At 40.4% G+C, this 25276-nt stretch carries 26 protein-coding genes and 1 riboswitch; of the genes, 23 read left to right on the forward strand and 3 right to left on the reverse strand.

From position 1 onward, the window contains the following. Positions 1-375: 375 nt before the first annotated feature. The 3 genes from manA (at position 376) to msrB (ending at position 3944) form a co-directional block, all read left to right on the forward strand. Positions 376-1317, forward strand: a complete 942-nt coding sequence (gene manA / locus HMPREF2607_RS08085) for a mannose-6-phosphate isomerase, class I (protein WP_070476634.1) — start codon at positions 376-378, stop codon at positions 1315-1317. Between the two features lie 215 nt (positions 1318-1532). Further along, on the forward strand, positions 1533-2861 hold the full coding sequence (brnQ, locus tag HMPREF2607_RS08090; protein ID WP_070476636.1) for a branched-chain amino acid transport system II carrier protein: 1329 nt from the start codon (positions 1533-1535) through the stop codon (positions 2859-2861). A 132-nt stretch (positions 2862-2993) separates the two neighbouring features. Continuing rightward, complete coding sequence (gene msrB, locus HMPREF2607_RS08095; protein ID WP_070476638.1) at positions 2994-3944, forward strand: peptide-methionine (R)-S-oxide reductase MsrB; 951 nt, start codon at positions 2994-2996, stop codon at positions 3942-3944. A gap of 881 nt (positions 3945-4825) precedes the next feature. On the opposite strand, the gene HMPREF2607_RS08105 is transcribed toward msrB, so the two are convergent. Then, on the reverse strand, positions 4826-6175 hold the full coding sequence (locus HMPREF2607_RS08105; protein WP_048790062.1) for an MATE family efflux transporter: 1350 nt from the start codon (positions 6173-6175) through the stop codon (positions 4826-4828). A 171-nt stretch (positions 6176-6346) separates the two neighbouring features. On the opposite strand from HMPREF2607_RS08105, the gene HMPREF2607_RS08110 reads away from it, so the two are divergent. After that, positions 6347-6763: a pyridoxamine 5'-phosphate oxidase family protein gene (locus HMPREF2607_RS08110; RefSeq protein WP_070476640.1), complete on the forward strand. Its 417-nt coding sequence runs from the start codon at positions 6347-6349 to the stop codon at positions 6761-6763. Positions 6764-6814: 51 nt separating this feature from the next. Here HMPREF2607_RS08110 and HMPREF2607_RS08115 read toward each other — a convergent pair whose 3' ends face one another. Together HMPREF2607_RS08115 and HMPREF2607_RS08120 are read right to left on the reverse strand one after the other, a co-directional pair. Beyond that, positions 6815-8083 carry a nucleobase:cation symporter-2 family protein gene (locus HMPREF2607_RS08115; protein ID WP_014632968.1) on the reverse strand — a complete coding sequence of 423 codons (1269 nt, stop codon included), beginning with the start codon at positions 8081-8083 and terminating at the stop codon, positions 6815-6817. Continuing rightward, positions 8083-8664, reverse strand: a complete 582-nt coding sequence (locus HMPREF2607_RS08120) for a xanthine phosphoribosyltransferase (protein WP_070476641.1) — start codon at positions 8662-8664, stop codon at positions 8083-8085. Before HMPREF2607_RS08120 ends, HMPREF2607_RS08115 begins: the two co-directional genes overlap by 1 nt. A 147-nt stretch (positions 8665-8811) precedes the next feature. Next, a riboswitch (purine riboswitch) is annotated at positions 8812-8907 on the reverse strand. 205 nt (positions 8908-9112) lie between these two features. On the opposite strand from HMPREF2607_RS08120, the gene HMPREF2607_RS08125 reads away from it, so the two are divergent. The 19 genes from HMPREF2607_RS08125 (at position 9113) to HMPREF2607_RS08215 (ending at position 25275) form a co-directional block, all read left to right on the forward strand. After that, positions 9113-9793, forward strand: a complete 681-nt coding sequence (locus HMPREF2607_RS08125) for a response regulator transcription factor (RefSeq protein ID WP_004182305.1) — start codon at positions 9113-9115, stop codon at positions 9791-9793. Further along, positions 9783-10757 (forward strand): sensor histidine kinase, encoded by a 975-nt coding sequence (locus tag HMPREF2607_RS08130; protein ID WP_070476643.1) that lies wholly within the window; start codon positions 9783-9785, stop codon positions 10755-10757. Before HMPREF2607_RS08125 ends, HMPREF2607_RS08130 begins: the two co-directional genes overlap by 11 nt. 144 nt (positions 10758-10901) lie before the next feature. Then, positions 10902-11660: an ABC transporter ATP-binding protein gene (locus tag HMPREF2607_RS08135; protein ID WP_070476644.1), complete on the forward strand. Its 759-nt coding sequence runs from the start codon at positions 10902-10904 to the stop codon at positions 11658-11660. Between the two features lies 1 nt (position 11661). Next, positions 11662-13662 carry an ABC transporter permease gene (locus HMPREF2607_RS08140; protein WP_070476646.1) on the forward strand — a complete coding sequence of 667 codons (2001 nt, stop codon included), beginning with the start codon at positions 11662-11664 and terminating at the stop codon, positions 13660-13662. Between the two features lie 84 nt (positions 13663-13746). Then, positions 13747-14241 carry a YkgJ family cysteine cluster protein gene (locus tag HMPREF2607_RS08145; protein WP_004182309.1) on the forward strand — a complete coding sequence of 165 codons (495 nt, stop codon included), beginning with the start codon at positions 13747-13749 and terminating at the stop codon, positions 14239-14241. 12 nt (positions 14242-14253) lie between these two features. Then, a complete protein-coding gene (locus HMPREF2607_RS08150) occupies positions 14254-14919 on the forward strand; it encodes a hypothetical protein (RefSeq protein ID WP_070476648.1) in 666 nt (221 codons plus the stop codon). Between the two features lie 136 nt (positions 14920-15055). Next, positions 15056-15733 (forward strand): hypothetical protein, encoded by a 678-nt coding sequence (locus tag HMPREF2607_RS08155; protein WP_070476649.1) that lies wholly within the window; start codon positions 15056-15058, stop codon positions 15731-15733. A 66-nt stretch (positions 15734-15799) separates the two neighbouring features. After that, positions 15800-16681 carry an ABC transporter ATP-binding protein gene (locus HMPREF2607_RS08160; RefSeq protein WP_070476651.1) on the forward strand — a complete coding sequence of 294 codons (882 nt, stop codon included), beginning with the start codon at positions 15800-15802 and terminating at the stop codon, positions 16679-16681. Continuing rightward, entirely contained in the window at positions 16678-17415 is a 738-nt protein-coding gene (locus tag HMPREF2607_RS08165) for an ABC transporter permease (RefSeq protein ID WP_070476653.1), read from the forward strand. Before HMPREF2607_RS08160 ends, HMPREF2607_RS08165 begins: the two co-directional genes overlap by 4 nt. A 10-nt stretch (positions 17416-17425) precedes the next feature. Further along, entirely contained in the window at positions 17426-17875 is a 450-nt protein-coding gene (locus HMPREF2607_RS08170; RefSeq protein WP_070476656.1) for a cytidine deaminase family protein, read from the forward strand. Positions 17876-18017: 142 nt separating this feature from the next. After that, complete coding sequence (locus tag HMPREF2607_RS08175) at positions 18018-18956, forward strand: bile acid:sodium symporter family protein (protein WP_021143965.1); 939 nt, start codon at positions 18018-18020, stop codon at positions 18954-18956. A 431-nt stretch (positions 18957-19387) separates the two neighbouring features. Continuing rightward, on the forward strand, positions 19388-19597 hold the full coding sequence (locus tag HMPREF2607_RS08180; protein WP_061652336.1) for a hypothetical protein: 210 nt from the start codon (positions 19388-19390) through the stop codon (positions 19595-19597). 10 nt (positions 19598-19607) lie between these two features. Further along, complete coding sequence (locus HMPREF2607_RS08185; protein WP_004182318.1) at positions 19608-19787, forward strand: hypothetical protein; 180 nt, start codon at positions 19608-19610, stop codon at positions 19785-19787. Then, positions 19780-20661 carry an ABC transporter ATP-binding protein gene (locus tag HMPREF2607_RS08190; protein ID WP_070476658.1) on the forward strand — a complete coding sequence of 294 codons (882 nt, stop codon included), beginning with the start codon at positions 19780-19782 and terminating at the stop codon, positions 20659-20661. The genes HMPREF2607_RS08185 and HMPREF2607_RS08190 overlap by 8 nt, the downstream gene beginning before the upstream one ends. Further along, on the forward strand, positions 20658-21395 hold the full coding sequence (locus HMPREF2607_RS08195) for an ABC transporter permease (RefSeq protein ID WP_070476660.1): 738 nt from the start codon (positions 20658-20660) through the stop codon (positions 21393-21395). The genes HMPREF2607_RS08190 and HMPREF2607_RS08195 overlap by 4 nt, the downstream gene beginning before the upstream one ends. After that, positions 21388-22482: a sensor histidine kinase gene (locus HMPREF2607_RS08200; protein WP_070476662.1), complete on the forward strand. Its 1095-nt coding sequence runs from the start codon at positions 21388-21390 to the stop codon at positions 22480-22482. The genes HMPREF2607_RS08195 and HMPREF2607_RS08200 overlap by 8 nt, the downstream gene beginning before the upstream one ends. Continuing rightward, positions 22479-23081 carry a response regulator transcription factor gene (locus HMPREF2607_RS08205; protein ID WP_048790067.1) on the forward strand — a complete coding sequence of 201 codons (603 nt, stop codon included), beginning with the start codon at positions 22479-22481 and terminating at the stop codon, positions 23079-23081. The genes HMPREF2607_RS08200 and HMPREF2607_RS08205 overlap by 4 nt, the downstream gene beginning before the upstream one ends. Positions 23082-23462: 381 nt before the next feature. Next, on the forward strand, positions 23463-24455 hold the full coding sequence (locus tag HMPREF2607_RS08210) for an ABC transporter ATP-binding protein (RefSeq protein ID WP_070476663.1): 993 nt from the start codon (positions 23463-23465) through the stop codon (positions 24453-24455). A 1-nt stretch (position 24456) separates the two neighbouring features. Then, positions 24457-25275, forward strand: coding sequence for an ABC transporter permease (locus HMPREF2607_RS08215; RefSeq protein WP_070476666.1), 819 nt, complete (start codon positions 24457-24459; stop codon positions 25273-25275). Position 25276 lies beyond the last annotated feature (1 nt).

Genomic DNA, 25276 nt, shown 5'->3' on the forward strand with positions numbered 1-25276 from the left:
TGAGAAGATTTCCTTTCATAGTATCACTAACATTATAGATTAAAAAGTCTTTAAATTCAATTAATCTATCCGAAAAATGAAGGAATGAGTAGGATTCTTAAAGGAAATTTGCTATTGAAATGACTTGCAGCCATTAAGCCAAAATCTTATGATTTCTTTAAGGACTTTGTTGATATTTTCACAAATTATGCTTATAATTGAGGTAATTACTCGTCAAAATCTGTTTGTGATTTGCTGATGATGGAGCTTACTGGCTATAGGTGATTTTTGGAACATCCGCTTTAAAGTGGAACTGATTCATTTATCATGATGTGGGTAATCATCTATGTTAAGACATAGATTTTGAGTCTATTCATTCTTATATAAGGAGTTATTATGTCTGAACCATTATTTTTACAATCTGTTATGCAGGAGAAAATTTGGGGTGGCACGCATTTGCGTGATGTCTTTGGCTACGACATTCCAAGCGACCATGTCGGAGAGTACTGGGCTATTTCTGCTCACCCAAATGGTGTTTCTACTATTAAGAATGGTCGTTATGCCGGTCAAACTATAGATGTTCTTTATGCAGAGCATCGTGAATTATTTGGCAATCGTCAAGAACCTGTCTTCCCACTTTTGACTAAGATTTTGGATGCCAATGATTGGCTTAGTGTGCAGGTCCATCCAGATGATGCTTATGGACTTGAACATGAAGGTGAACTTGGTAAAACAGAGTGTTGGTATATCATTGCTGCTGAACCAGGTGCTGAAATTATTTATGGCCACAATGCCAAATCAAAAGAAGAACTGCGTCAGCAAATTGAAAGTAAGGATTGGGAAAATCTTTTGACTAAGGTTCCAGTTAAAGCAGGTGATTTCTTCTATGTGCCAAGTGGTACCATGCATGCTATTGGTGCAGGTATCATGGTTCTTGAAACGCAACAATCTAGTGATACGACCTACCGTGTCTATGATTTTGACCGTAAAGATGATCAAGGTAACCTGCGTGAACTCCATCTTGAAAAATCTATCGATGTCCTTACTATCGGTGAGCCAGCCAACAGTCGACCAGTCACAACAAAAGTAGATGACCTCAAATCAACGCTCTTAGTAGCAAGTGATTTCTTCGCCGTTTATAAATGGGAAATCTCAGGTAATGCTGATTTTGAAAAGACTGCTGATTACAGTTTGCTTAGTGTACTTGACGGTCAAGGAAGCCTTAAAGTAGATGGGCAAGATTATGACATTGCAAAAGGCAGCCACTTTATTCTTCCTAGCGATGTTGAAGCATGGCAAATTAAGGGAAACCTTGAACTGATTGTCAGTCACCCATAATTAAAATATCAAACTAGACGAGATAAGAATCTTGTCTAGTTTTTTCGTACAAGGATACAGAAAATTTGCAATTTTAAAAACCTTTGTAAATACGTTTCAATAGCTTGAAGTTCCAAACTAATCATGTCATACTAAATAAGTTGACTAAAATTATAATAAACAAGTTGTGTCTATTTGAGGCATAAGATCTTGTTTGTTTTAGATTGGAGAAACTTATGTTAAAAAAGGGAAGCCTTACAGCTTTATTGTTGTTTGGTATGTTCTTTGGAGCGGGAAATCTGACCTTTCCCCCTCAGTTAGGCTTTGAATCTGGAGGTCATTTTTGGCCAGCCATTGCCGGCTTTGTCCTATCAGGTGTTGGTATTGCCATCCTAACACTGGTTATCGGGACTTTAAATCCTAAGGGGTACATTCATGAGATTTCTCAAAAAATCTCGCCTAAGTTTGCCCTAGTCTATTTGGCAGTACTTTATCTGTCCATTGGTCCTTTCTTTGCCATTCCTAGAACGGCCGCCACCGCCTTTTCAATTGGCTTCTCTCCTTTGATTGGAAGTTGGCATACAAATCTATGGCTCTTGGCTTTCACTGTGATTTACTTCGCTCTAGCGCTTTGGATTGCCATGAATCCATCTAAAATTCTAGATAGTATTGGACGTATATTGACGCCTATCTTTGCCATCATGATTGTTGTCGTTATCGTGGCAGGAGCATTTAAATATGGTGGTCACAATCCTCAGGATGCAAGTCAAGCCTATCAGGCTTCTGCTTTTGGTAAAGGCTTCTTGGAAGGATACAACACCTTGGATGCCTTGGCTTCTGTGGCCTTCAGTGTAGTAGCAGTAGTCACACTCAACCAATTAGGCTTCAAGTCTAAAAAAGAGTATATCTCAACGATTTGGGTCGTTGGTTTCGTAGTTACTATCCTCTTTGGTGCTCTGTATTTGGGATTAGCCTTTTTGGGGAATCATTTCCCACTCCAAGTGGCGGGATTACCAAAAGATGCCAATATTGGTGCAAGTGTCTTGTCACAAGCCACACAAGCCATCTTTGGACCAGCGGCTCAGATTTTCTTAGCTATCATGGTGACAGTGACTTGCTTCACAACAACCGCAGGGCTTATTGTTGCGACTGGGGAATTCTTCCACAAGGCATTTCCGAAAGTATCTTACAAGGCTTACGCCATTATCTTTACCTTGATTGGGTTTGCGATTGCCAACTTGGGACTTAACAATATCATTGCTTTCTCAGTACCAGTGCTTTTGATTCTCTACCCAATTACTATCACGATTGTCATGATTGTGATTGCCAACAAGTTCGTGGCCTTGTCTAAACCTGGTATGCAAGTGACAGTTGCAGTAGTCACGCTGATTGCCTTGCTTAGTGTAATTGGAAGCCAGTTTAAACTTGCGGGACTCAATGCCCTTATTAACTTCCTCCCATTATCAGGAGTATCACTGCCATGGTTGATACCAGCCATCTTGTGTATTCTTTTGTCTCTCATCTTACCTGATAAGATTAAGAGCGAAAGCTTCGAAATGGAATAAAAATAATATCCTATCACATAATATGTGGTGGGATTTTTTTGTCTCTCCAAGTCGCCATAAGTGCGCAATCTTCTCAAAAGCGTTACACTTAAGGCGTGGAGATGCAAGTATCTATTGAAGGGAGTGTTAAAAATGTCAAATCCTAATAATCATACTATTTATCTTGCTGGTGGCTGTTTCTGGGGTGTTGAGGAGTATTTCTCTCGTGTGTCAGGTGTGCTTGATGCGGTTTCGGGTTATGCTAATGGGCGTAATGAGACGACTCGCTATGAACTTATTGGTCAGACGGGCCACGCTGAAACTGTTCAAGTGACCTACGATACGAACAAGGTGTCATTGCGAGAGATTTTGCTACATTACTTCCGTATCATCAATCCCCTTAGTAAAAACAAGCAAGGCAATGATGTTGGAACCCAGTACCGTACGGGTGTTTACTATACTGATGTCAATGACTTGCCAATTATCGAGCAAGTTTTCCAAGAAATGACTGAGCAATACGGTCAGCCTTTGGCGGTTGAATTGTTGCCTCTGAAGCACTTTATTCCTGCAGAGGATTACCATCAAGATTATCTCAAGAAGAATCCTAATGGCTATTGCCATATAAATATTAATCAAGCAGTTAATCCTGTTATTGATTCAAACGCGTATCACAAGCCAAATCAGGAGGAGCTTAAGGAAAGCTTGAGTCCAGAAGCCTATGCTGTGACCCAGGAAAATGGAACGGAGCGTGCCTTTACTAGTCCGCTTTGGAATCAATTTGAGCCTGGAATTTACGTTGACGTGGTGACTGGCGAGCCACTCTTTTCATCCAAGGATAAGTTTGATTCAGCCTGTGGCTGGCCGAGTTTCTCTCGCCCTATTAGTCCTGAGGTAGCCAACTACAAGGAAGATTATTCTCACAATATGGATCGTATTGAGGTCCGTAGTCGTGTGGGGGATTCTCATCTTGGCCATGTCTTTCCAGATGGTCCAAGTGACAAGGGTGGTTTACGCTATTGTATCAATGGCGTAGCGACACGATTTGTGCCTAAAGCCGATATGGAAAAAGAAGGTTACGCCTACTTACTTGACCAAGTAGACTGATTATTCACTAGTATTAAGAGTTTTTCTAGTCGAATCATGTCATAACTAAAGAGGTTGGTGCCCTTTGCAACCTACCTCTTTTACATGTAAAAGAAATTAAGGAAAGCCTTTTAAAGCTAACATAAAATGTCACCTTACCATTCAGGACAAAAAAGTGACCTTTCATTACATTTTTTTACAATTTTATCCAATTTGTTTTAAGTGTCAAACCAAAAAGTAGTACACTATAGTAGTGAGAAATCTGACAAGTGTTAAAGTCTTATTTTTCCATAGATTTTGCTAGTTTTGGTGTCTATAAACATTATTGTACTTTGTGTAATAATTAGTCTTCCCAACCTCCCAATTATGATTTTATATGTCTTAACTTACCTAAATATAGCTAGCAAAAGAGTACCAATTTCCATAAAGGAATATGACAGCACTTGTTAGATTTTGTGATAAGATTCAGATAGTCCTAAGGACTATTTTATTGTGCTAAATCTTTTTGACGGAGCTTATTATGGAATGGATGAATAAACTAATCATATTAATAGCCATTTGTGTCTTGTGGTTCTGGTCTTTTCTTTTACTTCCTAAAACAGGGGAGAAAGTCGTTTATCTTTATCATTTCCTAGCTCTATGTGGTTTAGTCATGATTTATTTTGCCCTAATTGACCCAGCTGGTCTCTGTGATACCTTTTTCAATATTAAACATCTATGTTTTCATTAATGGATCCAGTTTGACAATAGGTCAGGAAAATCTGAATATAACTAATCACTCATAAAAAAAGCTTTCTGTACATTGACAACAGTTTATCTGTTTTCAATATGCAGGAGGCTTTTTCTTTATTATCAAGATCTGGTCAGAGAAAAAGCAGTCCGACTAGACTGCTTAAGGTATATTAATGATGTGATTCGTAGCGTTTGACGATTCTATTTAGGCGCCATTGGTAACAAAGTCCACTGACGATAAGACTGGCAATCAGGCCAATCCAGTAACTATATGGACCCAGTCCAGCGACTTTTTCAAGAAGGTAGCCAACAGGGAAAGTCATGCCCCAGTATGACAAGACACCGAGATAGAAAGGGACTTTGGTGTCCTTATAGCCACGCAGAATTCCTTGAAGTGGAGCCGCAAAGACATCCGCCACTTGAAAGAAGAGGCTATAGGTCATGAAAACGGCCGTCATTCTCAAAAACTCAGGTTCATGGCCGTAGAGTTCTGCTAAATCATAGCGCAAGAAATAGAGGAAGAACAAGGTAAAACCAGCAAAACCTAAGGCAGTTAGACGTCCTAGCTTGCTATAGCTCTTGACCGCATCCATGCGTTTAGCTCCAAATTCGTAAGAAATAATGATAGCCATTGCACTGGAAACACTGAGAGGAAAGGCATACATGAGGTTTGAGAAATTCATGGCCGCCTGATGACTGGCAATGACTAGGGATGGATACTTGGCCATAACTAGACCAACGCCTGAGAAGATGGCGACTTCCGCAAAGACGGTCCCCCCAATTGGAAGCCCTAGTTTCAGTGCGTCAAGCAGAGCCTCTTTATCAAGAGGTTGAATCCTTTCGATGTGGTAGGGTTTAACCTTCTTATGCTTTCTGATAACTGCGATGGAAATAAGGAGAAGGGCCCAGTAAGCCAATGAAGTTCCCAGACCTGCTCCGGCTCCCCCCAACTCTGGCAGATTAGCGATGCCATAGATGAGGAGGAAATTGAAGAAACCATTTAGTGGTAGAAGCAAAAGCATGAGGTACATGGACAGGCGCGTGAGGCCAAGCGCATCAAGAAAGGAGCGCACCACGCTAAAGAGCAGAAGGGGAATAATCCCAAGGCTCAAAAAGCGTAGGTAACCAAGAGCCACCTTTCTGACCACAGGTTCCAAACCTAAGTGGCCCAGAACTAAGGGGGCCCCCAGAAAAACAAGGGCAAAGAGAATCAGTGATAGCCCTAAAGCCATATAGAGAAATTGGTAGAAATCAGGTGCCACTCGGTCCTTGCGACCTGCCCCTAGATGGTGACCGATAATCGGAACCAAGGCAGAGACAATACCTGTTAAGAAGGTGAAAAAAGGACTCCATAAACTCGTTGCCATGGCTACCCCCGCCAAGTGTAGGGTATCGTATTGACCAGTCATGGTAGTGTCCACAAAGGCTGCCGAAAAGTTGGCAAACTGATAAATCAGTATGGGCACAAAAATCTTGAAGAAAACAAGAAATCGCTCACGGAGAGAATGTGTTTCGTGCATTCTGTTTTCCTTTCTAAATTAATTTTTCAAACATTTATATTTTCATTGTACTATAGATATGACTTGCTTTCAATCAGTTTTAAACTCAAAGAAACACTTTCCTTTCAATTTCTCGACTGACATTTTATAGGCTTTCATATATAATTAATCTAAGGAAATGAGGCTTTGAAAATGAACACGAAAACAGAATTTTTGAGAATAATGGCGGAACAAACAGAAATGGCCTTGACAACTTCTGTGAATAACGTTCCTAATGTGAGAATCGTAAATTTCTATTTTGATCCTTGTGAAAACATTCTTTATTTTTCGTCCTTTAAAGATAATGACAAAGTTAAGGAAATAGAAGAAAATCCTTCTATCGCTTTTACCACTATTCCTCACACTGGAAACCAGCATGTCAAAGCCAAAGGTCTCGCAAAAAGAAGTTCGAAAACGGTAGTTGATATGGCAGAACATTTCATTGCAAAGGTTCCAGACTATAAAAAGACGATAGATTACGCAGGAGAATCGCTGATTCTATTTGAGGTGAGATTTGATATCGCTATTGTTACCAAAGATCTTGCTACCATCAGTACGTTAAGACTATAATAAAAACTCCCCTTATGGATCAGTAAATCTATAAGGGGAGTTTATTCGTTTTTATTTTTCTTTTTTGTTATGGTTCAAAATGGCATTGAGGACGATGGCAAGCAAGCTTGCGACCACGATACCGTTTGAAAAGAACATTTGGAAAGCATTTGGTAGGCTGTTGAAGAGGTTGCTACCGTTAAGACCAACACCTGCAGCGATTGATACTGCAGCAATCAAGAAGTTGTGTTCGTTATTGGCGAAATCAACACGTGCCAAGATTTGCATTCCTTGGATAGAAACAAAACCGAACATGACAAGCATTGCGCCACCAAGAACTGGACTTGGAATGATTTGTGCCAAGGCACCAAACTTAGGAAGGAGTCCAAGAAGAACAAGGAAACCAGCCGCATAGTAGATTGGCAAGCGCGTCTTAATACCTGACAACTTCACAAGACCAACGTTTTGTGAAAAACCAGTGTATGGGAAGGTGTTAAAGAGTCCACCAAGGAGAACAGCCAAACCTTCAGCGCGGTAGCCGTTACGAAGGCGAGTGCTATCGAGTGGTTCTTTGGTGATATCAGAGAGGGCCAAGTAAACCCCAGTTGATTCAACCATAGACACAGTAGCGATAATACACATCATAATGATTGATGACAACTCAAACTTAGGTACCCCGAAGTAGAATGGCGTTGGCACGTGGACAATAGGTGCCGCAGCTACTGGTGAGAAGTCAACCAAGCCCATGCTTGCTGCGATAGCAGTACCAACAATCAAACCAATCAAGATTGAGATAGATTTGATAAATCCTTTAGTGAAAATATTAACTACAAGGATGATAAGAACGGTGATAGCAGCAAGGAAGAGGCTTTGACCAGTTGGTTTATCAACATTGTTCCCCATATTTCCGATAGCGACAGGGATGAGGGTCAAACCAATAGTTGTAATGACTGATCCTGTAACGATAGAAGGGAAGAGATTGGCCACTTTTGAAAAGACGCCAGAAACGAGGATAACATAAATCCCAGAAACGATAAGGGCACCAAACATAGCACCACTACCGTGTTTCTCACCAATCATAATAAGTGGTGCCACTGACTGGAAGGCAACCCCAAGAACAACTGGAAGACCGATACCGAAGTATTTATTAAGTTGAAGTTGGAGGAAGGTTGCTACACCACACATGAAAATGTCTGTTGAAATCAAGTAGGTTAATTCATGAGCTGAATACCCCAAGGCTCCAGCAATCATGATTGGCACCAGGATTGATCCCGAGTACATGGCAAGTAGGTGTTGCAGTCCTAGGACCGCTGCCTGCGAGTGTTTCTCTTTGTTTTGCATTAGATGTCTGCCTCCTTAAATACGACCTGACCATTTTCAAAACGATCCAAACGAGCAAGTGAAACGACTGGATAGCCAGCTTCTTCCAGAAGGGTACGACCATCTTGGAAAGATTTCTCAATAACGATACCAACCGCTTCGACGTGTGCACCAGCTTCTTCGATGATTTGAATCAAACCTTTGGCAGCTTGGCCGTTAGCTAGGAAGTCATCAACGATGAGGACCTTATCTTCAGGAGTGAGGAACTTGCTTGCGATAGAGACAGTACTAGTCACCTGCTTAGTGAAGGAGTAGACCTCAGCAGTGAGGATCCCTTCATTCATGGTGATATTTTTAGCCTTCTTCGCAAAAATCATAGGGACATCCAAGGCCTCAGCAGCATAGAGGGCTGGAGCAATACCAGATGCCTCGATAGTCACCACCTTGGTGATGCCTGCATCCTTGAACTTTTCAGCAAAGACCTTTCCAATCTCACGCATGAGGTCAAAGTCCACTTGGTGAGTGAGGAAAGAGTCAACTTTGAGGATGTTCTCCCCAAGGACATTCCCATCTTTGAGAATGCGGTCTTCCAGTAATTTCATATTACCTCCTATAAAAAATATAACTAAAGTGTATTTTGATTTTCCCAGATTCTATTAAGACTCTGACAAAGATCAAAACCATCGAATAACAGAAAAAGGCTTGCAAAGCAAGCCTTTAAAATCATAAAAAGACGGTAAAATCTTATTATGACTTTATGACTTACTCATTGTTAGGTGTTACGGCACCTTGTAGAAACGTCACGCCGATTCGTGACATAAATAAGTAATGTTCTCATTATTCGATGAAGCTGTCGTTGGTTGATGATAAACCAATATCAACTCTATAATAATACTATATTTTCTTTGAAGACTCAAAGGATTTTTCCTATGAAAACGCACTATTTTAAAAATTGGAAAATTCAATCTAACATTATTGTAAGATTTGCTGAGAATGGTCGTTTCTTATAGCATTTCTGTTATAATAGTGGGAAATGAAAGAGGTAGAGTTATGCATAAGATTTTATTAGTGGAGGACGACGAGGTTATCCGTCAACAAGTCAAAAAAATGCTAGAACAGTGGGGTTACGAAGTTGTTCTTGTTGAAGATTTCATGGAAGTATTATCTATTTTTGTAAAAGTAGAGCCCCACTTGGTTCTTATGGATATTGGTTTACCTCTATTTAACGGTTATCATTGGTGTCAGGAAATTCGTAAGGTCTCCAAGGTGCCTATTATGTTTTTGTCTTCCAGAGATCAGGCCATGGATATTGTTATGGCAATCAATATGGGTGGGGACGATTTTGTGACTAAACCTTTTGACCAAAATGTTCTCCTAGCAAAAATTCAAGGGCTTTTGCGTCGTTCTTATGAGTTTGGTAAGGATCAGAGTCTCTTGGAATATATGGGTGTGATTCTGAACCTTAAGGCCATGGATTTGGTTTATCAGGGAGAGGTCGTTTCTTTGACAAAGAATGAGTTTCAGATTTTACAAGTTCTCTTTGATCATGCTGGTAATATCGTTAGTCGGGAAGACCTGATGAAGGAGCTTTGGAATAGTGACTTCTTTATTGATGACAATACCCTGTCAGTTAATGTAGCTCGTTTACGTAAGAAGTTAGAGGCAGTGGGTTTGAAGGATTTTATTGAAACCAAGAAAGGTGTTGGCTACGGGTTGCGTCATGATGGGTAAGTGTCAATTTATCAAATACCATATTAGGTCTCGTCTGACTTTCTATCTTTTATTTGTCTTTAATGGAATCATCTTGGTCTTGTTTGCCTTTTTATTTGAAGAGGCAGCAGATATTCTTTATTATGCCTTAACCATAATGACCTTTGTGACTATCATCATGGTTATTTGGGATTTGGTTAGCTCTTATCACTCTTATAACTTAGCTTATCTCTATGAGGAAATCACACCATCAAGTCCTTTAGAGTTTTACCTGGCCCAAACTTTGGAAAATGCTAGGGAGAGTCAGATCTCTCAGACTGAGGAGGAGCGCAAGCGCTATACAGATTTGATGGACTACTATACCCTTTGGGTGCACCAAATCAAGACGCCAATAGCAGCCAGTCAATTATTGCTTCAGGATGTTACGGATAGTAAAACGAGGGCTCTCTTGGAGCAAGAGGTATTCAAGATTGATTCTTACACCAATTTGGTTTTGCAGTATTTACGTTTAGAGAATTTCCATGATGATTTGCAGTTGAGGCAGGTTACATTAGAACCCTTGGTTAAAGAAGTTGTTAGAAAACATAGTCTTTTCTTTATTCAAAAAGGATTGACTATTAATCTACATGACTTAGATGTTAAGGTCGTTTCAGATGAAAAATGGCTCTTGGTTATCATAGAGCAGGTCTTGTCAAATAGTTTGAAGTACACAAAAAGCGGTGGTATTGAAATTTACTTCAAAGATAACTGGCTTCATCTTAAAGATTCTGGGATTGGTATTAAAAATAGTGATATTCTACGGGTTTTTGAGCGTGGCTTTTCAGGTTATAATGGCCGACTGACTCAGCAGTCCTCTGGGTTAGGTCTCTATCTTTCTAAGAAAATTGCTGATCAGCTTGGACATGATATTAGTATTAGCTCCCAAGTAGGCCAAGGAACCACAGTCTCCATTCATTTTCAAAAGCAGAAGTTGGCTATTGATTAATAACTTACAAAAGTGTAAGAAATATGACCACAAATGAAAGCAAGGGTTATGGTTGAGACCTTGCTTTTTCTATAAAATGGTATCAGAAGTTAAGTAAGAGGTTCCTAAAATCTCTTCCAAATCTATTAAATAAAGGAGCTTATTATGGCGTTACTAGATGTTCAACATGTTAAAAAAATCTATAAAACACGTTTCAAAGGAAATCAGGTTGAAGCCCTTAAAGATATCCATTTCACGGTTGAAAAGGGTGAGTATGTTGCAATCATGGGTGAATCTGGCTCAGGAAAATCGACCTTGCTCAACATCCTTGCCATGCTTGATAAACCAACAGCAGGGCGTGTCTATCTTAGTGGTATGGACACAGCAACCATCAAAAATAAGGATGCTTCCAGTTTTCGTCGTGAAAAATTAGGGTTTGTTTTCCAAGATTTCAACCTTTTGGATACCCTATCTGTTAAAGATAATATCTTACTACCTTTGGTCCTTTCTCGACGCCCACTTAAGCAAATGATGACACAAGTAGAAGCTATAAGTCGTCAATTGGGAATTCATTCCCTACTAGAGAAGTACCCTTATGAAATTTCAGGTGGACAAAAGCAAAGGGTGGCGGTTGCGCGTGCAATCATCACTAAACCAGAAATCCTCTTAGCAGATGAGCCAACAGGTGCCCTGGATTCCAAATCTTCAGCAGCTCTCTTGGATGTCTTTGATGCTATCAATGACAGTGGTCAGACCATTCTTATGGTAACTCACTCGACAGCGGCTGCCAGTCGTGCACAGCGTGTTCTATTCATTAAGGATGGTATTCTATATAATCAAATCTTCAAAGGTAATAAGTCTGAACATCAAATGTTCCAAGAAATTTCCGATACACTGACAGTAATGGCAAGTGAGGTGAACTAATATGTTTCTTCTGACCAATAGACTGGCTTTGTCCAATCTCATAAAAAATCGTAAGCTTTATTATCCATATGCTTTAGCAACAATTCTGACTATTGCCATTACCTATATTTTTACATCTTTAACGCTTAATCCACATCTGGATGACTTAACTGGGGCAGATTCTATCAAGGCGGTTTTGGGTATGGGACTTGGAATTGTCGCCCTATCTTCTGGAATTATTGTTCTTTATGCCAACAGCTTTGTCATGAAAAATCGTTCAAAGGAGCTTGGTCTCTATAGTGTGCTAGGCTTAGAGAAACGTCATCTCTTTAGTATGATTCTAAAAGAAACGGTGATTTTGGGTTTTGTGACTCTGCTTCTAGGTATTGGTGTGGGGGCACTATTCGATAAACTCATTTATGCTTTTCTTCAAAGGCTTATCGGTGAAAGTACTGGTTTGGTTTCGACCTTTCAAGTAATGACAATTCCTATTGTTCTTGTCATCTTTGCTTGTATTTTTAGTTTGTTGGTTTTGATAAATGGTTTACGATTGCTACGGCTAAATCCTTTACAATTAACTAAAGATGGCCTTAAGGGTGAAAAAAAGGGACGGTTACTAGTTATTCAGACCTTTTTGGGGCTTGGGTCTATGGGGTATGGTTACTACCTTGCTCTCTCTGTTAAGGATCCAGTAATAGCTATTATGAGTTTTTTCTTGGCTGTTTTACTAGTTATTCTAGGAACTTATCTTCTCTTTAATGCCGGGACAACAGTCGTTCTGCAACTCTTGAAAAAGAAGAAAAGCTATTATTACAAGCCTAATAATATGATTTCCATTTCCAACCTTGTCTTTCGGATGAAGAAAAATGCAGTTGGTCTGGCGACTATTGCTATCCTCTCAAGTATGGTTTTGGTGACGCTTGTAGGAGCTGCAAGTATCTATGCTGGGAAAAAAGACTATATAGCGAGTGTTGCTCCACATGATTACTCAGTTACAGGGACGAATGTAGATTTAACAAGCACACAGAAGATTATGGATGATTTCTTAGCACAGTCGGGAAATCAGGTAAATGAAAAAGCAGAAGTAACTTACCTCTACTTTGGTATCAAAGAACAAGAAAAAAATAAGCTAACCATCTTTCCTGAGAATGAAAGAAAAGTTTTACCAAAATCAATTTTTCTTGTCTTCTCACAAGCTACTTATAAACAATTAACAGGTAAAGACCTCAATTTGGCTTCAAACCAAGTCGGCTTGTACAGTAAAAGTAAAACGTTGAAGGATCAAAAGAGTTTGTCTTTCAATGGTCAAACCTACCAGATTCAGGATGACCTTAATGACTTTATTAAGGGTAAAGTACCCAATATCTTTACAATCATAGTTTCTGATTATAACTACCTTGTCGTTCCTGATATGGATGATTTTAAAGAAAGTATCAAAGGAACAGCAACCACTCAAGCTACCTATGTTGGTGTTAACGTCAAAGACCCTACACATGATGCCAAGAAAAATTCAGATTTGCTAGACCAAATGACAGATAAAGAAACACAACAGTTAGCTGGACAAAATACTGGCGTCTCTCAGTCTTACCTCACTGCTAATAGCCAATATGATACAGAAGGGATGCTAAATGGCTTTGTTGGTGGAACCTTATTTATTGGTATCTTTTTATCCATCATCTTCATGCTGGGCACAGTTCTTGTGATTTACTATAAACAGATTTCTGAAGGTTATGAGGATCGTGAGCGTTTTGTTATTCTTCAAAAGATTGGGTTGGACGACCTTCAAGTCAAGCAAACTATTCGTAAGCAAGTACTTACCGTCTTCTTCCTCCCTTTGATTTTTGCCTTTATTCACTTGGCCTTTGCCTATCATATGCTCAGTTTGATTGTGCGTATTATTGGGGTTTTCAACCCAAGTCTTATGTTAGTGGTCACTATCATTGTTTGTGGGGTATTCTTCCTAGCCTATGTCTTGGTTTTTGCCCTTACTTCACGTTCATATCGTAGAATCGTATCAATGTAACTGACCTAGAGTCTAGCTTCAAACTAGGCTCTATTTTTTTATGCTATAATAGATGACAGAATTATAAATCATCGGAGAAAACACATGTCACAGACCATTGATGTCAAACGTTACGAGGAATTGGCACGTCAAAAGCAGGGGGAGCACCGTAAATTTCTAGCACAACTCAAGAAGAAAGCCCCTAAAAATTTAGATAAGATTGTTCAGCAGGTACACAATGAAGTCTTTCAAGAAATTGATTGTGTCCAGTGTGCTAATTGTTGTAAGACGTTAGGACCAGACTTTACAGAGCAGGATATCACTCGTATTGCTAAGCATTTTCGCATGAAGTTACCTGCTTTCGAGGAGATGTACCTGCAGGTAGATGAGGATGGTGACAAGGTCTTCAAGTCTATGCCTTGTCCATTCTTAGGGCCTGATAATCTCTGTGACATCTATGATGTCCGTCCTAAGGCTTGTGCCGCCTTTCCTCACACGGATCGTAAGAAAATCTATCAGATCAATCATCTGACTATTAAAAATACGCTTTTCTGTCCAGCAGCCTACCTTTTTGTGGAAAAACTCAAGGACAGGATTTAGAAAGGAACTGTTATGAGACGCTTTAATGCAGGTGTTATCACCCTACTTATCATTGCTGCCTATTTTATCGCGACAGCCTTTATTCCAGATCTTTATTTGGCCTTTAATTATAAGCTGATTTTGGCCTTGCTTTTTGTGCTTTTGAGCTGGCAATCTAAGGGGAAATTTCTCTTTTTCTTGGGGATGGCTTTTCTATCGACCTATATTCATGACCTCTTTAGATTGGACTATTCAGAATGGACCCTCTTTGTAGGGATTCTTATCTTGGGAATTGCGGTGGACCGTTTGAGCAAGCCAAGTTATAAGAAGAACTTTTCTTACAAGGTTTCTAAAGAACATGAGCGAGAGATTTTCGCTAAGACCTTATTTTCAGAGTCTGTTCAGGTGGTGACTTCACAAAATCTCGAAACTGTCTATGTCAATGCCGATTTTGGACGTTTGACTTTAGATTTGCGTCAGGCTCAGTTTATGACAGACCGACCTCAGATTGTGGTTCAGGCCAATTTTTCTCAGGTTATTATTCGAGTGCCTAAGGATTGGCAAGTGGATACACACGGGCTTCATACTAGCCTAGCAGGAGTGAAAGGCTACGATAGTCTGGGAGAGCGAGACTTGTCTAGCACTACAGTTTCTCTAACAGGTTCAGTATCCTTTGGACAGGTAACTGTCAAACATTGAAAATAATGAAAGAGCGAAAGCTCTTTTTTTCTTGCAAATCCTTTTAATATAACATTGAATACGTTTACAAATAGTGCTATACTGATAGTGAAAATAATTGGAAATTTGCAATCATTTACTAGAAAGGAGTCTCCTTATGAAACGGTTTAATGCTCGGGCCATCTTGTTGCTTTTACTAGCAGCTTGTTTTATCGCCAGTGCCTTTATTCCAGATTTTTGGATTATGGTCAATTATAATCTGGTTTTCTTCGTGGCCTTCTTTTGTTTTGGTATCTTGAATAGGCGGCCTCTCCTCATTTTTCTTGGTTTGGCCTTCTTATCACCCTATGTTCATGACTTGTTAAACCTTGATTTTGCACAGTGGAATCTCTTTAGCGGTATTTTTCTCATTGGCTTGGCTTTAGAGCTTTTTTATGGTCGTAGTCAAAAGAAAGGGCTCACTAAAGACTATAATGTTAATAAGAATGACCAAGAGGGACCTCATATTTCTGTTAAGACCTATATGGCTGAGGATAGGTATCGTATCTATTCTCAAGAAGTCGAAACGATTGATATGAATCTAGCTTTTGGTGAGCTTTGGTTGGATTTGAGTCAGGCCAGCTTTGCGTCAAATCAGGTGGCTGTTCATCTTGATGCTAAGTTTGGTGAAGTTCATATCCGACTTCCTCACGGCTGTGTCATGGATAGCACTGGAATTTCACATCCTCTGTCATCTGTAAAGGTGGATCGTTTTGAATCTGATTTCGAGCAAGTTGAAACAAGGCTTCATCTGAGCGGAAGTCTCTTCTGTACGGAGTTGGAAGTGGAGTATTAAGGGAAGTCCAATGATGTCAGCGATATTGTCAAGCATGGCATCTATATAAAAGAAAGGAAAGCATTGATGGGTGAGACAGTTATTCAGGTTTCTTCTCTTGGAAAACGTATCAAGGGAAAGACTATTTTAGAGGATATTAGTTTTGAGATAAACAAGGGCGATTGTGTGGCCTTGATTGGACCTAATGGGGCAGGTAAGACTGTCTTGATGTCCTGTATTCTTGGCGATAAAAAACCGAGCAGTGGTCAGGTCCTCATTGATGGTAAGGCAGGTAAGGCCAAAAATAAAATTGCGGTTCTCCTTCAGGAAAATACCATTCCAAATAGTTTGAAAGTGGAGGAACTGATTGCCTTCTTCCAATCTATCTCTGATAATCCCTTGACCAATCAAGAGGTACAAGAGCTCTTACAATTCAAGGAAGACCAGTACCAGCAGTTTGCGGATAAACTCTCTGGTGGGCAAAGACGTCTTCTAGCTTTTGTCCTTTGTTTGATTGATAAACCCCAAATCCTCTTTTTGGATGAACCGACAGCGGGTATGGATACCTCTACTCGTCAGCGTTTCTGGGAGATTGTCAATGACTTGAAAAAAGCTGGGACAACTATACTCTATTCCTCTCACTATATCGAAGAGGTGGAACACACAGCTGACCGTATCTTAGTCCTCCATCAAGGGAAACTCATCAGAGATACCACGCCATACGCTATGCGACACGAAGAGAAGGAGAAGCAGGTCACTCTTCCAAGTAGCTTTGTTAGCATTGTTCACGGACTATCAGACATCTATGAGATTACTGAAAAGAGGGATGTCATCAGCTTCATGACCAAAGATATCGAAAAGGTATGGCAAAGTCTTGAAAATTCGGGCTGTGGAATTTCTGATATTGAAATTCAAAATAAAACACTCTTGGATAGCCTATTCGATTCAACAAGGGAGGACAAGGCATGAAAGCATTACTAAAAATTGAATGGATTAAAACGTGGCGAAGTTGGCCAGTCTTTATCATGGGAATCGGGATACCTGTCGGATTTTTCCTCCTTTTTTCTAGTATCTTCTCAGCACCTACTCCAGAAGCTCAAAAAGAGTTTTTGCTGTCTTATATGCTGACCATGACTGGCTTCTCCATGTCTAGTTTTGGTTTGTTTACCTTTCCCTATATGTTACAAGAGGACCGAATTGAACACTGGTTGACCTATATCGAGCATTCAAAAGTTAGTATTGCAGCTTATTATCTTTCTAAAATCTTTCGTGTGCTTCTAAACTTTATGGTTGCCATCATTGTGACCTTTTGTGTAGGTGCCTTTTTCCGAGATGTAGAGATGCCATTCTTTAGATGGGTAGGGTCAGGTGCTCTCTTACTTTTGTCCGGTCTACTCTTTCTAGCTTTTGGTTTACTTATCGCTCAGATTAAATCTCAACAATTCATGTCTCTTGTGGCAAATATTATTTACCTTGTCTTGCCTATAGTGAGTGGTTCATGGGTTCCTATTTCCTTGTTCCCTAAGTGGGTTCAGAGCATCTCTGAGTGGACACCTGTCTATCATGTCAATGAATTGGTCGTTAATTTTGCTATCAATGGGAAATTTTCATGGAAATCACTCCTGTTTATTGTAGCTTATACTGCAGTAGCAACAGGGCTTGCACTCTTTATCAAGTCTCAAAGGGAAAGTGATCACGGTTAAGGGAGAAATAATGGATATTTGGCAGAAAATGTATGAAAAGGCTCAAGCCTTGTATCAGCCACAGGAAGTCTCAGACTTTGTCTATGCAAGGCACGTAGTGGCTGCCGTTGAGGCTGAAGATGGACAAATTTTTACAGGCTTTTGTATGGAAGGGACGTGTGGTGTTTTCCATCTATGTGCCGAAAGGGCGGCCCTTTTCAATATGTATCAAGAATCTGGTCAAACTAAGGTCAAGCGAATTATCGCCTTTCGTGACCAGCCACCTCATGGTGGACCGTCTGGCATGCCTTGTGGGGCTTGTCGAGAATTTCTAATGGAACTCCATCCTGACAATCGTAACTTGGAGTTTATGGTTGACTACAAAACACGTCAAACCATTACTTTGGGAGAATTGTTGCCACTGTGGTGGGGAGAAGAACGGGCTCAACAATTTGAAGAAAAGTCGCAAGACAAGGCTTAAGGTTTATAGAAATCACAAAATCCTCGCATGTTAAGTGTGAGGATTTATTTTCTGAAATTAATTTCAGAAAATTCGAAATTTACCTTGAAATTCAAAGTGAAAGTGCTATACTATTCTGTGAAAATAGAAAGAAGGTTTCATTATGGAGTCACTTGTATCTTTTAGTAAATGGCTCAGCAAATGGTTTACTGTAGCTGTTATCCTCTGGGCGGCCTTTAACTATGCCCTTCCCGCAACTAGTAGTTGGGTCATTCCCAATACGGCTTATCTACTTGGTTTGATTCTCTTTGGTATGGGACTTACCTTGACCACTGAAGATTTTAAACGTATTGCTAAGCGTCCAATTCCAGTTGTCCTTGGGACTGTTGCCCACTATGTCATCATGCCTGGTTTGGCTTGGTTGCTTTGTATGATTTTCCATCTTAAGGGTGCGACAGCAGCAGGGGTTATCCTTGTCGGGTCTTGTCCAAGTGGGACTTCATCTAGTGTCATGGCCTTCCTTTCAGGTGGGGATGTTGCCTTGGATGTCTCTATTGAAACCCTCTCAACTCTCTTGGCACCACTCATGATTCCAACCCTCTTGTCATTCTTGGCTGGTCAGTACGTGAGTGTCCCTGCCCAAAGCCTCTTCCTTAGTACCTTGCGTATCGTGGTTGTCCCAATCATCTTGGGTGTACTCATTCACTCAATCTTTGGTAAGAAAATTGATGCCATCATCAAGATTATGCCTTTGATTTCACAAGCTGCCATCCTCTTGATCGTTGGAGCAGTTGTTTCTGCCAACCATGCTAATATTTTCACAGCAGCGACAGCCCTTGTCATTCCAGTCGTTATGCTCCACAATCTTTGTGGTTATGCCCTTGGTTTTGGATTTTCAAAAATCCTTGGTTTGGAAGAACCACAACAAAAAGCCATTACCTTCGAAGTGGGGATGCAAGACTCAAGTCTTGGAGCAACCCTTGCCATGAAATATTTCGTGCCACAAGCTGCGATCCCATCAACTATCTTTAGTATTTGGCACAATATCTCAGGTTCCATCCTCTCATCATGGTGGAAGAACCATTCAAAAAATAATCAATAAGAAAAATGAAAAGCTGACCTTAGGTTGGCTTTTATTTTTTAATAAAGAATCTTTTTCGAGACTTTCCTTAGGTGATGACGGACGTTAGCGAACTTCAAAGAAGTTCCATGCCTAAGTTTCGAGTCTAAGGTCTCGAAACTTCCGAACCCCTGAAGTTTAAGTTCTTCAGGGGTTTTTATCACAGCGGAAAGTCTCAGTTATACTCACTTTGTTCTCAAAAAGAATGTGATGTCATTATATGCAGACCTTCTTAATTCATGGTTCATTTGAAATAGTTTATCTATCTCTGGAGGCTGACCTTAGGTCGGCTTTTTTACGTCACATGACAAATGTCATGTCATGTCATGACATCTGGTGCTAAAAAGAGAATGACCAAAAAGATATACTTTAGTCATAACTTAGAAATAATAAAAAACGAAAGAGGTCATCTCATGAAAATCAAAACATCTTACCTTATCTACGCTGTTATCGGAACTGTCTTTGCTGGACTTAGCATGTTTACTGACATCTTTGAAAAAGGGAACTTTGAAGCTATCTTCTCAAATTTGGGCATGATTATTGGCTTGTCTATCTCAGCTTACATTCTTATCACTATGGCTAAAAGTTTTATCAATCTTGTCATTAATGAGTTGAAAAACTAGGAGGCCCAGCATGAAACTATTGAAAATACTAAGCATCATGCTCCTAGCGGTAATTTGGACCATCCTCTTTGCCTATGTCCTACTTCATGGCAGCAGTGATATTCTCTACAGTGTCATGGGTGTCTCAGTTGCAGCTTGTTATGTTTTTTTAGCCTTCTATCAAAAGAAAGGAAATCACACACATGAGTGAAGCAATCCTTCAAGTCACAAATCTTGTCAAAAAAATCAAAGGAAAAACAATTTTAGACCAAATTAGCTTTGAGGTGGGACAAGGAGACTGTCTTGCCTTAATCGGGCCCAACGGTGCTGGTAAAACGACCTTAATGTCCTGCATTCTTGGTGATAAGAAAGCCAGTAGCGGTCAAGTCTTTATCAAGGGCAAAAAGGGTAAAGCACAAGATCAAATTGCTGTTCTCCTTCAAGAAAATACCATTCCCTCACAATTAAGAGTTAAGGAACTGATTGCTTTTTTCCAAGATATTTCAGAAAATGGCTTATCTAAAGAAGAGATACAAGCACTCTTACAATTCAAAGACGACCAGTATCAGCAGTTCGCAGACAAACTCTCAGGGGGACAAAAACGTCTTCTTGCCTTTGTCCTCTGTCTTATTGGTAAGCCTGACATTCTCTTTTTAGATGAACCGACAGCAGGGATGGACACTACGACACGCCAACGCTTTTGGGAAATCATCAATGATCTGAAAAAGTCAGGTGTGACTATTCTTTATTCGTCCCACTATATCGAAGAAGTCGAGCACACAGCTGACCGCATTTTGGTTCTTCATCAGGGGAAACTCATTAGGGATACTACGCCACATGCTATGCGTAGCGAAGAAAAGGAAAAGCAAGTCACCTTAGCAAGTCGCTTTGTGCCAAGTATTGACAAACTGGCAGCCATTTATGAAGTGACTGAAAAACGTGATGTTGTCACCTTTATGACTAAAGATATTGAAAGTGTATGGAGTAGTTTGCAAGCTCTAGGCTGTCGCATTTCTGACATTGAAATTCAAAACAAGACACTTTTAGATAGCCTATTTGATAGCACAAGGGAGGACAAGTCATGAAAGCACTACTTAAAATCGAATGGATAAAAACATGGCGCAGTTGGCCAGTCTTCATCATGTCCATCGGAATGCCCGTCGGATTCTTCCTCTTGTATTCAGGTATGGAAATGAGTCCTGACCCAGAATCACAAAAAGCCTTTATCTTGTCCTATATGTTGACGATGACAGGATTCTCTATGTCCAGCTTTGGTTTCTTTACCTTCCCCTACATGCTTAGAGAGGACCAAACCGAGCACTGGTTAACCTACATCGAACATTCAAAAATCAGTATTCAAGCCTATTACCTCTCTAAAATCTTCCGAGTTCTTATGAACTTTATGGTTGCTATCATCGTAACTTTCTGTGTGGGAGCTTTTGTGCGTGATGTTAAGATGCCATTATCACATTGGCTCGGTTCAGGTGCTCTTTTACTCTTGTCAAGCCTAGTCTTCCTATCCTTTGGCTTGCTCCTAGCTCAAATTAAGTCTCAACAAATCATGTCTATCGTCGGAAATATCGTCTTTCTTGGACTTGCTATTATCGGTGGTTCTTGGATGCCAGTAACCATGTTTCCAAAATGGGTTCAGCACATTTCTGAGTGGACACCCATCTATCATATCAATCAATTGGTAGTTAATTTTGCAAAAAAAGGGGAATTTTCATGGAAATCACTCATTTTTATCCTGGTCTATGCTACAATAGCTACAGGCTTAGCCCTTTTTATTAAATCTTACAGAGAAAGTGACCATGTTTAGAACTTACCAGAAAAATGATTTCGCTTATTTTGTTAGTCTGATTTTCCTTGTCTTTCCAGTATTGGGAGTCTTTGGTGGGTATTTTCCAGTTTGGACCATAGTTTTGACTGGACTGTTTACCATAGCTTATCTCCTGATGGTGTATTTGAAAAAAGCTTATAGTAAGTGGATTCCCTTTCTGTGGTTTTACACTCTAGCTTACATTATCTTTATGACCCTGACCTTCCAGGGGGGGATGATGTGGTTTATTTTTTTCAACGTCAATCTTCTCGTTTGGCGCTTTGAGGATAGCATATCATCTTATCGATTCTTATCCTTTCTAGCGACACTCTTGATTTTGACGTTATCATCCTTCCTATTGACAGACGATTTGGGTACCCACCTCATGTCTATGGCTATTCTCCTCTTTTCGTTGGGAATGTACTATTTTCAAAACCGTATACGTCAGGAGAGAAAGATGGAAGAGGCCCTTGCGGAGCAGAATCGGACCATTAATATCCTGTCAGCTGAAAATGAGCGCAATCGTATCGGTCGTGATTTGCACGATACCTTAGGACATACCTTTGCCATGATGAGTCTTAAAACCGAGTTGGCTCTGAAACAGATGGACAAGGAGCAGTATGAAGCTGCTAGAAAGAATCTGGAAGAATTGAACCAGATTAGCCGAGACTCCATGTACGAGGTGCGTGAGATTGTCAATAAGCTCAAATACCGAACGGTGGCAGAGGAGTTACTGGAACTCGAGCGACTCTTTGACCTATCAGATATCGTCTTGACCGTGGATAGTAGCCTTGACTTAGACAGCCTGTCACCTGTTAGCCAGTCGACCTTGTCCATGGTGCTTCGTGAACTGGCCAATAATGTCATCAAACATAGCCAGGCTGATAGCTGTCAGATTCGTCTAAGACGTGATCGTGGTATTGTCCTTGAGTTTGAGGATGATGGTTGTGGCTTTGAGGAAGTCACTGGACAAGAACTACACAGTATCAGAGAGCGCCTCAGTTTGGTAGATGGAGACTTGGAAATTCTGTCTCAATCGCATCCAACCATTATTCGTGTACATTTGAAAGAGGGAGGAAAAGCATGAAATTATTAGTCGCCGAAGACCAGTCAATGTTGAGGGATGCCCTCTGCCAACTTCTCATGTTGGAAGACGATGTCGAAGAGGTCCATGCGGCCAGTGATGGTCAAGAAGCCATTGCTCTCTTGGAAAAAGAAGAAGTCGACGTAGCCATTTTAGACATTGAAATGCCAGTTAAAACAGGCCTTGATGTTCTTGAGTGGATGCGTGCCAAACATAGAGAAACGAAAGTCGTTATTGTGACCACCTTCAAACGTAAAGGCTATTTTAAACGAGCCCTTGCAGCCCAGGTGGATGCCTATGTGCTCAAAGAGCGTTCCATCAGTGACCTCATGGCGACCATCCATACCGTCCTAGCAGGTCATAAGGAATACTCACCAGAGCTTGTCGAAGGTGTCGCCTTTGACAATAATCCACTCAGCCAACGTGAACAAGAAGTCTTGGCCATGGTTGCTCAAGGATCAACCAACCAAGAAATCGCCGAAAGTCTCTTTCTCTCAAACGGGACTGTCCGAAATTACATGACAGCCATCCTGACTAAACTCGATGCAGGCAACCGAACAGAAGCCGTCCGCATTGCCAAAGAAAAAGACTGGTTGGGGTGAGGAGAAGTTTATAAAAGAAATTTTATTAATTAAAGGTCACCATATGGTGGCTTTTTTGTGGCTTATAATCTATCTAAACATTCACAAGCAGGAATGAGAGAAGTTGAAATGAGCCTCTACAGGAATATGTAGAGGCTTTGATGAATTATTGAATTGTGTCATTTTGTTTAGTGAATTAGACGGGTGGTTTTGTTTTTTCAAGTATCAAAACTATTTTCTCTTTTTCGAGAATAACACTTGGTTTCCTTTTTTAACTGCTTTATAATAGAGTAATACTGAGGCCTTATGCTGTGATAAAGAAGGCAGATTTTAGGAGATGAGAAATTGGCTTTTTGTGTTTAGAGGACACGGTTTGTTGATTTTTTACTGTAGGAGATAGATATGGCAATGATAGAAGTGAAACATCTTCAGAAAAATTTTGTGAAGACAGTCAAGGAACCGGGGTTGAAGGGGGCTTTGCGTTCCTTTATTCATCCTGAAAAGCAGACCTTTGAAGCGGTCAAGGATTTGACCTTTGAGGTGCCCAAGGGGCAGATTCTAGGTTTTATCGGGGCAAATGGTGCTGGGAAGTCGACCACCATTAAAATGCTGACAGGAATTTTGAAACCGACATCTGGTTTTTGTCGGATTAATGGCAAGATTCCACAGGATAATCGCCAGGATTATGTCAAGGATATTGGGGTTGTTTTTGGACAACGAACTCAGCTATGGTGGGACTTGGCACTGCAAGAGACCTACACGGTTTTGAAAGAAATCTATGATGTACCGGACTCGCTTTTCCATAAGCGCATGGACTTTTTGAATGAAGTTTTGGATTTGAAGGAATTTATCAAGGATCCTGTGAGGACTCTTTCACTAGGTCAACGGATGCGGGCGGATATTGCGGCTTCCTTGCTTCACAATCCCAAAGTTCTCTTTTTAGATGAGCCGACCATTGGTTTGGATGTGTCGGTCAAGGATAACATTCGCCGGGCTATTACTCAAATCAATCAAGAGGAAGAAACAACTATTCTCTTGACCACTCACGATCTGAGTGACATTGAGCAACTCTGTGATCGGATTTTTATGATTGATAAGGGGCAAGAGATTTTTGATGGGACGGTGAGTCAGCTCAAGGAGACCTTTGGCAAGATGAAGACTCTCTCCTTTGACCTGACGCCAGGTCAAAATCATCTAGTCTCTCATTATGAGGGCTTGCCTGATATGACCATCGATAGACAAGGAAATAGCCTGACTATTGAATTCGATAGTTCTCGCTACCAGTCAGCTGATATTATCAAGCAAACCCTGTCTGATTTTGAAATCCGTGATTTGAAGATGGTGGATACGGATATTGAAGATATTATCCGTCGCTTCTACCGAAAGGAGCTCTAAGATGGTCAAATTGTGGAGACGTTATAAACCCTTTATCAATGCAGGGATTCAGGAGTTGATTACCTATCGAGTCAACTTTATTCTCTATCGGATTGGTGATGTCATGGGGGCTTTTGTGGCCTTTTATCTCTGGAAGGCAGTCTTTGACTCCTCCCAGGAGCCTTTGATTCAGGGCTTCAGTATGGCAGATATCACTCTCTACATCATCATGAGTTTTGTGACCAATCTTTTGACTAGGTCTGATAGCTCCTTTATGATTGGGGAGGAGGTCAAGGATGGCTCCATTATCATGCGCTTGCTGAGACCAGTGCATTTTGCGGCCTCTTACCTTTTCACCGAACTTGGCTCCAAGTGGTTGATTTTTATCTCTGTTGGACTGCCATTTTTAAGTGTCATTGTTTTGATGAAAATCTTATCTGGGCAAGGTATTGTAGAAGTGCTGGGATTAACTGTCCTTTATCTCTTTAGCTTAACTCTGGCTTATCTGATTAACTTTTTCTTTAACATCTGCTTTGGATTTTCAGCATTTGTCTTTAAAAATCTTTGGGGTTCCAATCTACTCAAGACTTCCATAGTGGCCTTTATGTCTGGAAGTTTGATTCCCTTGGCTTTCTTTCCAAAGGTGGTTTCAGCTATTCTCTCCTTCTTGCCTTTTTCATCCTTGATTTACACTCCGGTTATGATCATTGTTGGGAAATACGATGTCAGTCAGATTCTTCAAGCGCTTTTGCTCCAGTTCTTCTGGCTTATAGTGATGGTGGGCTTGTCTCAGTTGATTTGGAAACGAGTCCAGTCATTTATCACTATTCAGGGAGGTTAGT

The organism is Streptococcus sp. HMSC078H03, from assembly GCF_001808655.1.
Classification (GTDB): domain Bacteria; phylum Bacillota; class Bacilli; order Lactobacillales; family Streptococcaceae; genus Streptococcus; species Streptococcus salivarius_G.

Coding starts and splice junctions, on each gene's coding strand:
- manA (WP_070476634.1), top strand. CDS start 376: ATGTCTGAACCATTATTTTTACAATCTGTTATGCAGGAGAAAATTTGG.
- brnQ (WP_070476636.1), top strand. CDS start 1,533: ATGTTAAAAAAGGGAAGCCTTACAGCTTTATTGTTGTTTGGTATGTTC.
- msrB (WP_070476638.1), top strand. CDS start 2,994: ATGTCAAATCCTAATAATCATACTATTTATCTTGCTGGTGGCTGTTTC.
- HMPREF2607_RS08105 (WP_048790062.1), bottom strand. CDS start 6,175: ATGCACGAAACACATTCTCTCCGTGAGCGATTTCTTGTTTTCTTCAAG.
- HMPREF2607_RS08110 (WP_070476640.1), top strand. CDS start 6,347: ATGAACACGAAAACAGAATTTTTGAGAATAATGGCGGAACAAACAGAA.
- HMPREF2607_RS08115 (WP_014632968.1), bottom strand. CDS start 8,083: ATGCAAAACAAAGAGAAACACTCGCAGGCAGCGGTCCTAGGACTGCAA.
- HMPREF2607_RS08120 (WP_070476641.1), bottom strand. CDS start 8,664: ATGAAATTACTGGAAGACCGCATTCTCAAAGATGGGAATGTCCTTGGG.
- HMPREF2607_RS08125 (WP_004182305.1), top strand. CDS start 9,113: ATGCATAAGATTTTATTAGTGGAGGACGACGAGGTTATCCGTCAACAA.
- HMPREF2607_RS08130 (WP_070476643.1), top strand. CDS start 9,783: ATGATGGGTAAGTGTCAATTTATCAAATACCATATTAGGTCTCGTCTG.
- HMPREF2607_RS08135 (WP_070476644.1), top strand. CDS start 10,902: ATGGCGTTACTAGATGTTCAACATGTTAAAAAAATCTATAAAACACGT.
- HMPREF2607_RS08140 (WP_070476646.1), top strand. CDS start 11,662: ATGTTTCTTCTGACCAATAGACTGGCTTTGTCCAATCTCATAAAAAAT.
- HMPREF2607_RS08145 (WP_004182309.1), top strand. CDS start 13,747: ATGTCACAGACCATTGATGTCAAACGTTACGAGGAATTGGCACGTCAA.
- HMPREF2607_RS08150 (WP_070476648.1), top strand. CDS start 14,254: ATGAGACGCTTTAATGCAGGTGTTATCACCCTACTTATCATTGCTGCC.
- HMPREF2607_RS08155 (WP_070476649.1), top strand. CDS start 15,056: ATGAAACGGTTTAATGCTCGGGCCATCTTGTTGCTTTTACTAGCAGCT.
- HMPREF2607_RS08160 (WP_070476651.1), top strand. CDS start 15,800: ATGGGTGAGACAGTTATTCAGGTTTCTTCTCTTGGAAAACGTATCAAG.
- HMPREF2607_RS08165 (WP_070476653.1), top strand. CDS start 16,678: ATGAAAGCATTACTAAAAATTGAATGGATTAAAACGTGGCGAAGTTGG.
- HMPREF2607_RS08170 (WP_070476656.1), top strand. CDS start 17,426: ATGGATATTTGGCAGAAAATGTATGAAAAGGCTCAAGCCTTGTATCAG.
- HMPREF2607_RS08175 (WP_021143965.1), top strand. CDS start 18,018: ATGGAGTCACTTGTATCTTTTAGTAAATGGCTCAGCAAATGGTTTACT.
- HMPREF2607_RS08180 (WP_061652336.1), top strand. CDS start 19,388: ATGAAAATCAAAACATCTTACCTTATCTACGCTGTTATCGGAACTGTC.
- HMPREF2607_RS08185 (WP_004182318.1), top strand. CDS start 19,608: ATGAAACTATTGAAAATACTAAGCATCATGCTCCTAGCGGTAATTTGG.
- HMPREF2607_RS08190 (WP_070476658.1), top strand. CDS start 19,780: ATGAGTGAAGCAATCCTTCAAGTCACAAATCTTGTCAAAAAAATCAAA.
- HMPREF2607_RS08195 (WP_070476660.1), top strand. CDS start 20,658: ATGAAAGCACTACTTAAAATCGAATGGATAAAAACATGGCGCAGTTGG.
- HMPREF2607_RS08200 (WP_070476662.1), top strand. CDS start 21,388: ATGTTTAGAACTTACCAGAAAAATGATTTCGCTTATTTTGTTAGTCTG.
- HMPREF2607_RS08205 (WP_048790067.1), top strand. CDS start 22,479: ATGAAATTATTAGTCGCCGAAGACCAGTCAATGTTGAGGGATGCCCTC.
- HMPREF2607_RS08210 (WP_070476663.1), top strand. CDS start 23,463: ATGGCAATGATAGAAGTGAAACATCTTCAGAAAAATTTTGTGAAGACA.
- HMPREF2607_RS08215 (WP_070476666.1), top strand. CDS start 24,457: ATGGTCAAATTGTGGAGACGTTATAAACCCTTTATCAATGCAGGGATT.